The following is an 11,815-nucleotide window of genomic DNA, read 5'->3' as shown; positions in this document are numbered from 1 at the left end:
AAAATAAATAATGATAATGTATATCATAAAAATTAAGAAGGAAATTTATCCTTTATTCACTTAATTTAGTATAAATTTTTGTAAAAATAGCTAAGTTATATATTTTTAAGTCCTTTTTAATTTGATAATTGCTACCATTTTTTATCTTATTTTAAATAAAGGATAAAAATGAATTTTGAAAGTATAATTTCTCATATGAATGACCATCACAAGGCTAATTTAGTCGATTTGTGTAAAAAATTTGGCGGAGTGCAAGAAGTAGGGGATGCTTTTTTAAAAAGCGTTGATTTTAATGGTTTGGATATTGTTTATAATGAGAATGAAAATTTACGCGTAGAATTTCCTAAAAAAGCTGATGAAAGCACTATAAAAGACACTATAATAGCACTTTGCATGGGTGCTAAGAGTGAGCAAAATTTAAGTGGCGTGGAAAAAGAATTAAAAGACTTTATGCTAAGTTTTAACTCCGTGTCTTTAGCAAGTTTAAGTGCTAAGGGCGAAGTGGTTTGCTCATACGCTCCTTTTGTAAGCACGCAGTGGGGAAATTATATTTATATCAGTGAAGTAAGTGAGCATTTTGCCAATATCAAAGAAAATCCTAATAATATAGAAATTATGTTTTTAGAAGATGAAAGCAAGGCAGCTTCAGTGATACTTCGTAAAAGATTGCGTTATAGAGTTAAGGCTAGTTTTTTAGAGCGTGGCGAGCAATTTGAGCTTGTTTATGATGAATTTGAAAAACAAACGGGGGGCGAAGGGGGCATTAAAACCATACGCAAAATGCTTGATTTTCATCTAGTAAAACTTGATTTTGGTAAGGGTCGCTTTGTCAAGGGTTTTGGTCAAGCTTATGATATAGAAAATGGAAATATCACGCAAGTAGGTGCTAGTTCAAATCCACATAAATTCCCACATAAGCATTAATTTATAGAAAAATTTTATAAATTTTGCTCTTGCAAGGCTTGGGCTTGATGATGGGTGATTAAAGGTTCTATAAGCTCGTCAAAAAGTCCATCTTGCATAATGGCATCTAAGCGGTATAAGGTAAGGTTGATGCGGTGGTCGCTAATGCGATTTTGCGGAAAATTATAAGTGCGAATGCGTTCGCTTCTATCTCCACTTCCCACTTGTGATTTTCTTGCTTCGCTTTCTTTTGCAAGTCTCCTACTTTCTTGCATTTCATAAAGCCTTGCTTTTAAAACCTTCATAGCGCTTTCTTTGTTTTTATGCTGACTTTTTCCATCTTGATTTACCACGACTATACCTGTAGGGATATGAGTGATACGAACGGCTGAATCTGTGGTATTGACACTTTGTCCTCCGTGTCCGGAAGAACGCATCACATCGATTTTAAGGTCATTGGGATTGATTTGTATTTCTATATCATCTACTTCTGGCATTACAGCTAGGGTAATGGCTGAGGTATGCACTCTGCCTTGGGATTCTGTTTGGGGGACGCGTTGGACGCGATGGGTTCCACCTTCATATTTCAGTCTTGAGTAAGCCCCTACGCCTTTAACAAGCATAATGATTTCTTTAAATCCCCCCACGCTTCCTTCGCTAGAGCTTACAATTTCAAGCTTATAGCCACGATTTTCAGCATATCTTGCGTAAGCTTTTACAAGGTCTCCTACAAATAAAGACGCCTCATCACCACCTGTGCCTGCACGAATTTCAAGAAAAATATTCCTTTCATCATTGGGGTCTTTTGGAAGGAGTAAAATTTTAATCTCTTCTTCAAGCTTGGGTTTTAACTCTTCAAGGCTTTTTAGTTCTTCTTTTGCAAGTTCTCCAAGTTCGCAGTCATTGAGTAAAGCCTTGTTTTCTTCTATATTTTCTAAAGTTTTTAAATACTCTTTAGCTTTTAAAATTATAGGTTCTAAATTTTTTTGTTCTTTAGAGAGTGTAGTCATTTTGCCAATATCACTTACAATATCAGCATTGCTAAGAAGAGAATTTAACTCTTCAAAGCGTTTTAAAAAGGGTTGGAGTTTATCAGCTAACATTAAGATTTATTAGCTTATGCGATTTTATTGACTAAAAGGGCTAGGCGGCTTACACGGCGAGAAGCACTTTGTTTTTTAATAAAACCACGACTTACCATAGCGTGAATGCTTTTATTAGCTATTTTCAAAGCTTCATTTGCCGCATTTTTATCTCCATTTGCCGCAGCTTCTCTTACAGCTTTTGTGATGTTTTTAAGTCTTGTTCTGTAAAATCTATTTCTTTCTGTTTTTTTTATGGTTTGTCTTGCTCTTTTTTCAGCAGATTTATGGTTTGCCATTTATATTTTCCTTTTTTGAAATTAAAGACTAAATTATATAAGAAGAAAATTTAAAATTTAATTAATTTAAGCAAAATTTCAAAATAAATCTTTTAAATTTATGTCCCAAAAAACTAGGTTAAATTGAAGCAAAAATCCATAAATCACAACACTTAAAAGTCCAGCAAACAATCCTGCTAGCATATCATCAAGCATTACGCCTAAGCCGCCTTTGACTTTTTTATCTATCTTGCCTATGATGGAAGGCTTTGTGATGTCAAAAATTCTAAAAAACACAAAGGCTAGGAAAAAATTAAATAATGAATTTGCCGCACTTGCTGCGATAGCAAGCGCAAGAAAAACCCCTGCAACTTCATCAATGACTATGTGTTTATCATCGTGAATTCCTGTTTTTTTCTCATAATCATCTATTACACGAATACTTGCAACAAAAATCAAAATACTCAGTAAAAACAAAGTGCTAATTTCAAGATATTTGAGTATAAAAAAAGCAGGGATTAAAGCAGCCATAGTACCAAAGGTTCCACTTGCTTTTTTTATAGAACCTGAATAAAAAAAAGTTAAAAATAATTTTTGCATTATTCACACCATATAAGAAATTTGATGAATTTCTAAGAGTTTTTGATAGAACTCTTCATCATTTTTGTATTCTAAAATTCCATCTGTTGGAAAAAGCTCGTTATAAATTTTTTGCAGGTTTTTTAAACGATTTGGAAAGAGAGAAGTTAAAATCATACTTGAGACTTCCTTACGCATAAAAATTGCTGGTGGGATAATGCCTGCTCTTAATAAATCTTTGAGTGAGTGCGAATCATAATGCAAATGATGATGGTTGCCGTGCGGACAAGAGCGGGTGCTAACTATCATACGACATTTATCGCAAAATACAAATTCAGGCAAAACAATGACTTCTATACCATAATCCTTAGAAAAATCATCTAGTATGGTTTTAGGCTGATTAGCATCGTAAAACATCCCAAGTCCTGCGTGGTTTTGCCACACCACAAGCTTAGTGCAGCCTAAGCTTTTAGCAATAATGCTTTCGAGTGCAGGATTTAAATGAGCGTGAAAAATATCAATATTTTTTAAGGGAAAAATAAAAATGCGTTCAGGCGGTAAATAATTTTGGATAAATTTTTTTAAATAAGCTTCTTTAAGTTCAAACTCAAAACCCTTACTATCAAAGGATTCCACAAGAAAAGCTACAACCAAATCGGCTTTGTCTATGGTCCAGCGGAACATTCTTTCGTGTGCTCTGTGTAAGGGGTCAAAGCTTGAAACTATGGCTGTGATTTTTTGAGCGTTGAGCTTGGATTTGATTTGATGAAAATTTTCTTTTATTTTTTTGATTTGAGAGTCATAAATTTCTATTTTTCCACTTATGCAAGTTGTTCCCATATCTTCTAAGGAGCAAGTATTGGGACTGAAAATATCAGAAAAATTTTTATTGTTTTTAAATTGGCTTTTAAAGTCTATGTGTCCTACTATTTTCTCATCTAGTATGAGTTCGATTTTTTCCCCATTTTGAATACCTGTTAAATTCGCATTTTTGGGCGCGAAACTTAAAGGGTAAGGAAAGCTTTCGCCTTTAAATTTGCCTGTTTTGATGATTTCATTGCTTTCTTTTTCATTCATTAAATGCGTACAAGTGCCGAGCAAACCTTCTTTGATAAGGGATAAAATTCCCAGTTCATTTTGATCTATGATAATGCTTTTATCTTTTCTTGCTGATTTCATATTTTTTCCTTTTTTCCCATAAAGACTTGCGTGAAATGCCTAGTTTCTTTGAAAGGTCAGTGTCGGGGAAAATATTTTGATAATTGATGATGACATATTTTACATACTCATCTATGGTTAAAATTTCATTGCTATTGATGTTTTTTTCATTATCATTTAGATTAATGCAGTTTAGTTTTAAATCATCAGTGCTTGAATTGCTGTGTAAAATAACCATTTTATTTTGTATAAATTCTAAAAGCTTTTCCTTTTCGGCTGTTTTTAAGGCTTGAAAATTGCTTAAAAATAAAAGATTATTTTCTGTGGGAAGTTTCATCGCTCTTTCAACCGCATTTGTCGTTGTTAAATCGATAAAAGAAAGGGTTATATCCCGTTCATGGATATAGTTAAATACAAAGGCATCCGCACTGCTTTGCTTGTTGGATTTTAGAACAAGGGGGAGTTTGAGTTTTTTGTAATTATACTCAGGAATTTGAATGGTTTCAAGCCTTGATTTGATATAATTTTGATAGGCTTTGTTAAGTATGGAAAGCTTTCTAAAGTCTTGATAATGCTTGATTTTTCTAATCAGCTCTTCTATCATAAAAGGCTTTTGTATATAATCACTCGCTCCTAGTTTTAAAGGATTTGAGATGGTATCTGTGCTGATATAAGAGATGAGTAAAATAATAATGCTGTGCTTAAATTCCGCCACAGCCTTTAAAAAATTACTCGTATTTGTAGAGAGTAGGACTATATCATAGTATTTTTTATCATTATATTCATCAAAAGAATTGATAATCTCGCAATTATACCCCACATCGCTGAGTTTAATGCTTATACTTTGGGCTAAATAAATTTCATTTTCGATAATTAAAACCTTCATAATCTTGTCCAATCAAAATATTTTAAATTCACGCTACTAAGCACAGCCATACCCTCTTTTCTTCCGATAAATCCTAGTTTTTCTGTGGTGGTGGCTTTGACATTAACTCTAAATTCATCTATATCTAAAACACGGGCAATATTTAAAGCAATAGCTTCTTTAAAGCCTTGTAATTTAGGAGTTTGAGCTATGACGCAAAGGTCTATATTGATAAGTTCAAAGCCCACTTCCTTAACCCTTTCATAAGCTTGTTTTAAAAGCTCCATAGAATCAGCATTTTTAAATTTCATATCCGTATCAGGATAAAGCTCACCTATATCGCCAAGCCCAGCAGCTCCTAAAATCGCATCGGTTAAAGAGTGGGCTAAAACATCCCCATCGCTATGGGCTTTAAGTCCCATAGTATGATGAATTGGCACTCCTGCTAAAAGCAAAGGACGACACTCTCCAAATTCATGCACATCAAAGCCATTTCCACAAAAAATTTCAGAGCTAGGTTTAGGCAAATCAAGTTTTTTAAGGTCTTCTTTGAAGGTAAGTTTTCTTGCATTTTCTTCACCTTCTACAAAACAAATTTTCCCACCCAAAGAAGCAATGGCTGTGCTATCATCGCTAAATTCTAAATTTTGACTCAAGGCTTTTTTAAGTAAAGCTGTGCGTGAGAGTTGGGGGGTTTGAATGAGTTTGATTTTTTCTCTTTGTAAGGCTTCATTGTCAAAAAGTGTTGTATCGGCAACCTTTAAAGCAGGAGTGATGCAATCTGCCTTAGCCAAATTTTCAATCAAACGCTCAAATAAATTTTTGCTCACCAACACCCTTGCGACATCACTTACCATTACAAATTCACTCTCTACTAATTCTAAGGCTTTTTTTAAAGATTCTGCCCTAGTGTTACCACCCTCAACAAATTCATAATTTTTAGCGAATTTTTTCATATAAGAAATATTACTGGAAGTAACAATTATTTTTTTAAAAGGATAAAAAGAGCTTAAATTTTTTGTCGCATAAAGCCAAAGAGGGTCGTTTCCAAGTCGTAAAAATTGCTTTTTTACACCCATATTAAAACGAGTAGAATTCCCAGCTGCTAGCATTATAAGGCTAATCTCATTCACTTTTATCTCTCTTGTTTGTATTGTTGATTTCATAATGTTACCATATTATACACTTATAAAAAGCTAAATTTTATTATTTTATTAGTAAAATTGCTTTTTTAAAGCTAAGGAAAAATTATGAAAGAACAAATTTTAGAGCAATTAAAAGGGGTCAAATATCCCGGTTTTGAAAAGGATATAGTGAGTTTTAATTTTGTCAAAGATATTAAAATCCAAGATGATAGCGTAAGAATTGACATAGAAATTCCTTCATCTAACCCCCAAATAGCCGATGAACTTCGCCAAAATTCCCAAAAGCTCTTAGCGGCTTTAAAGCTAAAAAATATAGAGCTAAATATCATCACTCCAAAAATCCCTGAAGAAAAAAGCAATTCAAAAAGCGGTAAAAATATCGCCCCGCAAGTGAAAAATTTCATTATGGTTTCAAGCGGAAAGGGTGGAGTAGGCAAAAGCACCACAGCTGTAAATTTAGCAATTTCTATGGCTAAGATGGGAAAAAGAGTAGGGATTTTAGATGCGGACATTTATGGACCTAATATCCCAAGAATGTTAGGCGAAACCAAAACCCAGCCTGAAGTTGTAGGACAGAGATTAAAGCCTATTTTAAGTCATGGAATTTATATGATGAGTATGGGGGTTTTAATCGAAGAAGGGCAGGGTTTAATGTGGCGTGGGGCTATGATTATGAAAGCGATTGAGCAATTACTTGCCGATGTGATTTGGCCTGAACTTGATGTGTTATTTTTAGATATGCCTCCCGGAACAGGCGATGCACAAATTACTTCAGCCCAAAGCATTCCTATTACCGCAGGAGTTTGCGTTAGCACCCCTCAAATCGTATCTTTAGACGATAGCAAAAGAGCTTTGGATATGTTTAATAAACTTCATATTCCCATAGCCGGTGTGATTGAAAATATGAGTGGATTTTTATGCCCTGATAATGGCAAAGAATACGATATTTTTGGCAAAGGCACGGCTTTAGAGATGGCTAAGATTTACAAAAGTGAAGTTTTAGCACAAATTCCTATTGAAATGACAATAAGAGAAGGTGGTGATGAGGGTAAGCCTGTGAGCTTTTATCATCCTGATAGCGTGAGTGCGAAGCGTTATTTAATGGCGGCTGAAAAAATTTGGGATTTCATAGAGAAAATCAATAATGAAGGCGGAGCGGATAATTCAGCCATACAACCTGTGATGAATGGAAAAAGTGCGTGTTCGCATTAAAAATGAAGTGGATAAGGAAAAGAAAATGATTAATACCAAAGAAGATTTTTTGCTTTTAATCAAACAAATCGAGCAAAAAAGTGGCTATAAAAAACCTAAGGCTTTTGGCATAGCAAGGCTTGATAGGGGTCAGCTCAATAAAAATAAAATTTTACAAGCCAGTTTTGCTTTGATTAATTATGAGCAAAATTATGCTTCAGCAGCCATAATGCTTGAAGCCTTTATGCGAAGGGGTGTGGAGCTTGATTTTGATGCGAGTGAATTTGTGCAAAGCGTGAAATTAGAAGATATTGATTTTGCGCTTTCTTGTTTTAAACCCTTTTTGGAAGAAGAAGGACATCAAAATATCGAGCTTATAAAGCTTATCAAGGATAAATTTAAGGATGATGAATTTGCTTTTGTTTGTCTTTTTGAAGATAAAGAGCCTTCGAGTGTGGAGAGTGTTTATCTAAAGCTTTATTTGCTCTCTTCTAAAAAAGTGCCTTTAAGAAGTCTTAATCTAAACGGAGCTTTTGGGCTTTTGCATAATGTGGCTTGGAGTGATGATAAGCCTATTGAGCTTGATTATTTAAGGGCAAATGAAATGCGTTTAAAAATGAGCGGACAATATCCAAAGATTGATTTTGTCGATAAATTCCCAAGATTTTTGGCTCACATCATTCCTGAAGACAATACGCGAATTTTAGAAAGCTCAAAGGTTCGTATGGGTGCGGTATTAGCCGCTGGGACGACTATAATGCCCGGAGCCTCCTATGTGAATTTTAATGCAGGCACGACAGGAGCTTGTATGGTTGAAGGGCGTATTAGTTCAAGTGCTATTGTGGGCGAAGGCTCTGATATAGGTGGTGGGGCTTCGATTTTGGGTGTTTTAAGTGGAACAAGTGGCAATGCTATTAGTGTAGGCAAGGCTTGTCTTTTAGGAGCCAATTCGGTTACAGGCATTCCTTTGGGGGATAATTGTATAGTTGATGCAGGAATTGCGGTGCTAGAAGGAACGAAATTTTTACTAAAAGATGCCCAAAAACTTGCCAAGCTTAATCCAAATTTTGATTTTAGCAAAGAAATTTATAAAGGTTTAGAGCTCAAAGGTCTAAATGGACTTCATTTCCGCCAAGACTCCATTAGCGGCGCGATGATAGTGGCTTTAAATAAAAAAGCAATCAAACTTAACGAAGCTTTACATTGAAAGTTACCAACATAAAGCTTTAAGCTTTATGTCTTTCTTTTAATTTAGAAATCACAGCCGAAAAACTAAGATTTGCATCTGCAAGTAAAACACCCAAATGATACATTAAATCCGCTGCTTCACAAATAAGCTCTTCTTTATCTTTTGCTGTCGCTGCTAAAGCCGTTTCTACACCTTCTTCGCCGACTTTTTGTGCTATGCGTTTAGTGCCACTTTTGAAAAGTTTTGCTGTATAAGAAGTGTTTTCATCGGCATTTTTGCGTGAATGGATAAGTTTTTCAAGTCTGGCTAGAAAAACAAAATCCGCATTTTTAGAAAGTTCTTCAAAGCAGGAAATATCGCCTGTATGGCAAGTAGCTCCCACAGGATTAACCAAAATCAAAAGCGTGTCCTTATCGCAATCTAAGCTTAAATCCACGATATTTAAGAAATTCCCACTTTCTTCGCCCTTCATCCAAAGTCTATTTTTAGTGCGTGAAAAAAAGACCACTTTGCCACTTTCTAAGCTTTTTTCTAAAGCTTTTTCATTCATAAAGCCCAGCATTAAAACTTCGCAAGTTTTTGCATCTTGAATGATGACAGGCACTAAGCCATCTACCTTTTCCCAGTCAAGCTTTTTTGTTAAATCTTCAAATTTTTTCATTTTCTATCCTTTTATCTTAGCACTTTTTTCAAAATTTCTTCTAGTAAAGATAAATTTTCAAAATCCACAATATACCATTCTTTTGCCTTTTCATATGGCTTATCCTTTTGACTTAAAATTGTATTAAGCGTATCGTGGCATTTTATGAAAAGTCTTTCATCGCATAACAAAAACAAAGGCTTCTTTTCCGCACCCAAATGCACATAAATGCAGTAATCTCCAAACATTTTTCTTGCACTAAATTTAAACCCCAAATTCGTGTTGTTAAGACATTCTAAAACAAAATTTTTAAAATCTTCGCTTGTTGCCATTATAGTCTCACACTCACACCATTTTCTTTTAAAAAATTTTTTAAATCTTTAATATCTATAAGTTTTTGATGAAAAACAGAAGCGGCTAAAGCCCCATCTATGCCCAGTTTAAAAGCTTCTAAAAAATGCTCCATTTTTCCCGCTCCCCCACTAGCGATTAGAGGTATTTTGCAAAGCTCTTTTACCCTTTGTAACTGTCTTAAGTCATAACCCTTTTTAACGCCGTCTTGATTCATCATATTTAGCACCACTTCACCCGCACCCAAATCCTGCACTTCTTTAACCCATTCAAGCGTGTTTTTTCCACTATGTTTGCTTGTTTTTTCATCGCCTGTGTATTGAAATACTTTTAAATTCCCCTTTTCATCTTTGAAACTATCAATCCCCACTACCACACATTGCACGCCAAAGCTTTTAGCAAGGCGTGTGATTAGGACCGGATTATTTAAAGCAGGGGAGTTGATTGAAATTTTATCCGCCCCGTTAGCCAAAAGTTCAGCCGCATCTTCTTCGCTTTTAATGCCCCCTGCTACGCAAAAAGGAATATTGATATGTTTTGCTACTTCACTTACCCATTTCCTGCAAATGCGTTCTTTTCTAGCACTTGCAGCAATATCGTAAAAAACAAGCTCATCAATGCCATTTTGAGAATAATACCTAGCAAGTTCTATAATATCTCCCATATCTTTATGGTTTTTAAACTGCGTTCCTTTTACCACCCTGCCATCTTTGACATCTAAACAAGCAATTATGCGTTTTGTAAGCATTTATTTCTCCAAAATACATTTTTCTTTAAGATATTTTTGCATTTCATCACCGTTTTTGACCCTATCAAAATTGGCTTGAATTTTTGCTTCTTCGCCGATTTTAATTTGTTTGTTAATATCTTCAATAAATTCTTTAAAATTTACATTTTTACTAACTAGCATATCGATAGTTTGCATATCTAAAGCTTTTTCTTTCGCACTTAAAATGATTTTAGAATTTGAAATTTCACTGCCATTAAGCTGTATCACTCCTATGCCAAAGCTTTGATTTAAGCGTCTTAGCTCACTTAAAATTTCGCTATCAAGTTCTTTTAAAACGACCAAATAGCCTTCATTTGCCCAGCTAGAATTGCTTACGGCTTGAAAATAATATTCTTTTAAATTTGAAAAATTAATGCTAATTTTAAGCTCAAAGGAAAAGATTTTATAGCTATTGAGTTTAAGGCTTTCTAAAAGTCCTAAAGTTTCTTTTTCATAATCTTCATAAGGAAAATAAACTCCCACAATATCAGGATAATTCCACTTATCCTTACCGCTCTCACTTTTTTTGCTTTTTTCGTGATAAATGCTCTTGCAGTTTAAACGAAAATCAGGATTTTCATAAAGAAATTTCACAAGTAAGGGGTGTAAATCTCTTTCGCTGAATTTAGTTTTTTCTTGTTTTTCGTTGATAATTTCATTTTTATTCTCAAGCTTTAAAAGTTCTTTTTCTCTTGCTCTTAGCCAAAAGGTCGTGGGTTTTTGAGAAACCCTGATAAATATAGAATGCTCACGCTTTTCTTTGATATTCACACTGATAAAAGACACTAAAGAGGCAATAGGAGTTTGTCCTACACTACGCAACCTTTTATCCAAGCCCATTTCACAAGCTTTTTGCCAAATTTCACCCCCGCTTAAAGGCTTTTTAGTTTGTTTTAAAATTTCTATAATTAATTCTTTATAAGTTAATTTGCTAGACATCTTATCCCTTCTTCTACGCTAAAAACCCCATCAAGTAAAGCTTTTCCTATGATAACCCCACTGCAAATTCCTTTTAAGTTTTCAAGGTCTTTTAAACTCGCTACCCCACCACTAGCTTGTATGCAAATATGAGGAAAAATTTCATGGATAAGCTTATAAAGCTTTATATTTACTCCTTGCAGGGTACCATCCTTTGAAATATCCGTGCAAAGTATGTGTTTTAGACCTCTAAGACTATAAAAGTCCAAAACTTCCATAAGCTTTTTATCGCTTGTCTCCTGCCAAGCATTAAGAGCTACGACATAATCTTCTTTTAAAATCGTATCTAGGGCTAAAACTATATTTTCATTGCCAAATTCCTTTAAGATTTCTAAGCAAAGCTCAGGGTTTTTAATGGCTATGGAGCCTATGATTACGCGTTTTACTCCACAATCTAGCAAGGCTTTAATTTCATCTTTAGTGCGTATGCCTCCTCCTACTTGTAAATTTACATTGAGTTCTTTAGCCAGTTTTTCTATCAAAATAAGTTGTCTTTTGCTAGGTTCTTTTGCTCCTGTTAAATCCACCAAATGAAGCCAAGAAGCCCCCGCTTTTTCGTATTCTTTAAATTTAGCCAAAGGCTCGTATTTATAAAGCTTTTTTTGCTCATAATCGCCCTTTACAAGACGCACCACTTGTCCATCAATCAAATCAAGTGCGGGTATAAGCTCACTTTTCATTCTCTCT

General features: G+C 34.5%; 14 protein-coding genes. 3 read left to right on the top strand and 11 right to left on the bottom strand.

The window, feature by feature from the left end:
• Positions 1-168 precede the first annotated feature (168 nt).
• The gene (locus tag ACLL8X_RS04715) at positions 169-924 is read left to right on the top strand and encodes a HugZ family heme oxygenase (RefSeq protein WP_411989788.1); all 756 of its coding nucleotides are present in this window, start codon (positions 169-171) and stop codon (positions 922-924) included.
• A 14-nt stretch (positions 925-938) separates the two neighbouring features.
• Here ACLL8X_RS04715 and prfA read toward each other — a convergent pair whose 3' ends face one another.
• From prfA to ACLL8X_RS04685, 6 genes are all read right to left on the bottom strand, one after another.
• Positions 939-2,006 carry a peptide chain release factor 1 gene (gene prfA / locus ACLL8X_RS04710; protein ID WP_411989787.1) on the bottom strand — a complete coding sequence of 356 codons (1,068 nt, stop codon included), beginning with the start codon at positions 2,004-2,006 and terminating at the stop codon, positions 939-941.
• Positions 2,007-2,020: 14 nt separating this feature from the next.
• On the bottom strand, positions 2,021-2,284 hold the full coding sequence (gene rpsT, locus ACLL8X_RS04705) for a 30S ribosomal protein S20 (RefSeq protein ID WP_411989786.1): 264 nt from the start codon (positions 2,282-2,284) through the stop codon (positions 2,021-2,023).
• A 78-nt stretch (positions 2,285-2,362) separates the two neighbouring features.
• Complete coding sequence (locus ACLL8X_RS04700) at positions 2,363-2,863, bottom strand: phosphatidylglycerophosphatase A family protein (RefSeq protein ID WP_411989785.1); 501 nt, start codon at positions 2,861-2,863, stop codon at positions 2,363-2,365.
• 3 nt (positions 2,864-2,866) lie between these two features.
• A complete protein-coding gene (locus ACLL8X_RS04695) occupies positions 2,867-4,021 on the bottom strand; it encodes a sulfate adenylyltransferase (protein ID WP_411989784.1) in 1,155 nt (384 codons plus the stop codon).
• Complete coding sequence (locus ACLL8X_RS04690; protein WP_411989783.1) at positions 3,999-4,886, bottom strand: DNA-binding transcriptional response regulator; 888 nt, start codon at positions 4,884-4,886, stop codon at positions 3,999-4,001. The genes ACLL8X_RS04695 and ACLL8X_RS04690 overlap by 23 nt, the downstream gene beginning before the upstream one ends.
• Positions 4,883-5,998, bottom strand: coding sequence for a bifunctional 2-C-methyl-D-erythritol 4-phosphate cytidylyltransferase/2-C-methyl-D-erythritol 2,4-cyclodiphosphate synthase (locus ACLL8X_RS04685; RefSeq protein WP_411989946.1), 1,116 nt, complete (start codon positions 5,996-5,998; stop codon positions 4,883-4,885). The genes ACLL8X_RS04690 and ACLL8X_RS04685 overlap by 4 nt, the downstream gene beginning before the upstream one ends.
• Before the next feature lie 117 nt (positions 5,999-6,115).
• Here ACLL8X_RS04685 and ACLL8X_RS04680 point away from each other — a divergent pair, with 117 nt between their 5' ends.
• Together ACLL8X_RS04680 and ACLL8X_RS04675 are read left to right on the top strand one after the other, a co-directional pair.
• The gene (locus tag ACLL8X_RS04680) at positions 6,116-7,222 is read left to right on the top strand and encodes a P-loop NTPase (RefSeq protein WP_411989782.1); all 1,107 of its coding nucleotides are present in this window, start codon (positions 6,116-6,118) and stop codon (positions 7,220-7,222) included.
• Between the two features lie 25 nt (positions 7,223-7,247).
• A complete protein-coding gene (locus ACLL8X_RS04675; RefSeq protein WP_411989781.1) occupies positions 7,248-8,408 on the top strand; it encodes a tetrahydrodipicolinate N-succinyltransferase N-terminal domain-containing protein in 1,161 nt (386 codons plus the stop codon).
• A gap of 19 nt (positions 8,409-8,427) precedes the next feature.
• Here ACLL8X_RS04675 and hisIE read toward each other — a convergent pair whose 3' ends face one another.
• Genes hisIE through hisA form a run of 5 tightly spaced genes read right to left on the bottom strand, consistent with a single transcriptional unit; the run spans position 8,428 to position 11,808 of the window.
• Entirely contained in the window at positions 8,428-9,051 is a 624-nt protein-coding gene (hisIE, locus tag ACLL8X_RS04670) for a bifunctional phosphoribosyl-AMP cyclohydrolase/phosphoribosyl-ATP diphosphatase HisIE (protein ID WP_411989780.1), read from the bottom strand.
• Positions 9,052-9,062: 11 nt separating this feature from the next.
• On the bottom strand, positions 9,063-9,362 hold the full coding sequence (locus tag ACLL8X_RS04665; RefSeq protein WP_411989779.1) for a competence protein TfoX: 300 nt from the start codon (positions 9,360-9,362) through the stop codon (positions 9,063-9,065).
• Positions 9,362-10,129, bottom strand: coding sequence for an imidazole glycerol phosphate synthase subunit HisF (hisF, locus tag ACLL8X_RS04660; RefSeq protein WP_411989778.1), 768 nt, complete (start codon positions 10,127-10,129; stop codon positions 9,362-9,364). The genes ACLL8X_RS04665 and hisF overlap by 1 nt, the downstream gene beginning before the upstream one ends.
• Positions 10,130-11,089 carry an HTH domain-containing protein gene (locus tag ACLL8X_RS04655; protein WP_411989777.1) on the bottom strand — a complete coding sequence of 320 codons (960 nt, stop codon included), beginning with the start codon at positions 11,087-11,089 and terminating at the stop codon, positions 10,130-10,132. It lies immediately after the preceding gene.
• The gene (hisA, locus tag ACLL8X_RS04650; protein WP_411989776.1) at positions 11,074-11,808 is read right to left on the bottom strand and encodes a 1-(5-phosphoribosyl)-5-[(5-phosphoribosylamino)methylideneamino]imidazole-4-carboxamide isomerase; all 735 of its coding nucleotides are present in this window, start codon (positions 11,806-11,808) and stop codon (positions 11,074-11,076) included. The genes ACLL8X_RS04655 and hisA overlap by 16 nt, the downstream gene beginning before the upstream one ends.
• Positions 11,809-11,815 lie beyond the last annotated feature (7 nt).

The organism is Campylobacter parajejuni, assembly GCF_046764905.1.
Taxonomy (GTDB): Bacteria; Campylobacterota; Campylobacteria; order Campylobacterales; family Campylobacteraceae; genus Campylobacter_D.
This window is presented reverse-complemented; position numbering and strand designations above follow the sequence as displayed.

What these genes read in the sequence shown, in the direction of transcription:
- prfA (WP_411989787.1), bottom strand. Translation starts at nt 2,006, where the DNA reads ATGTTAGCTGATAAACTCCAACCCTTTTTAAAACGCTTTGAAGAGTTA.
- hisIE (WP_411989780.1), bottom strand. Translation starts at nt 9,051, where the DNA reads ATGAAAAAATTTGAAGATTTAACAAAAAAGCTTGACTGGGAAAAGGTA.
- ACLL8X_RS04655 (WP_411989777.1), bottom strand. Translation starts at nt 11,089, where the DNA reads ATGTCTAGCAAATTAACTTATAAAGAATTAATTATAGAAATTTTAAAA.
- ACLL8X_RS04690 (WP_411989783.1), bottom strand. Translation starts at nt 4,886, where the DNA reads ATGAAGGTTTTAATTATCGAAAATGAAATTTATTTAGCCCAAAGTATA.
- ACLL8X_RS04680 (WP_411989782.1), top strand. Translation starts at nt 6,116, where the DNA reads ATGAAAGAACAAATTTTAGAGCAATTAAAAGGGGTCAAATATCCCGGT.
- ACLL8X_RS04695 (WP_411989784.1), bottom strand. Translation starts at nt 4,021, where the DNA reads ATGAAATCAGCAAGAAAAGATAAAAGCATTATCATAGATCAAAATGAA.
- ACLL8X_RS04665 (WP_411989779.1), bottom strand. Translation starts at nt 9,362, where the DNA reads ATGGCAACAAGCGAAGATTTTAAAAATTTTGTTTTAGAATGTCTTAAC.
- ACLL8X_RS04700 (WP_411989785.1), bottom strand. Translation starts at nt 2,863, where the DNA reads ATGCAAAAATTATTTTTAACTTTTTTTTATTCAGGTTCTATAAAAAAA.
- hisA (WP_411989776.1), bottom strand. Translation starts at nt 11,808, where the DNA reads ATGAAAAGTGAGCTTATACCCGCACTTGATTTGATTGATGGACAAGTG.
- rpsT (WP_411989786.1), bottom strand. Translation starts at nt 2,284, where the DNA reads ATGGCAAACCATAAATCTGCTGAAAAAAGAGCAAGACAAACCATAAAA.
- ACLL8X_RS04675 (WP_411989781.1), top strand. Translation starts at nt 7,248, where the DNA reads ATGATTAATACCAAAGAAGATTTTTTGCTTTTAATCAAACAAATCGAG.
- ACLL8X_RS04715 (WP_411989788.1), top strand. Translation starts at nt 169, where the DNA reads ATGAATTTTGAAAGTATAATTTCTCATATGAATGACCATCACAAGGCT.
- hisF (WP_411989778.1), bottom strand. Translation starts at nt 10,129, where the DNA reads ATGCTTACAAAACGCATAATTGCTTGTTTAGATGTCAAAGATGGCAGG.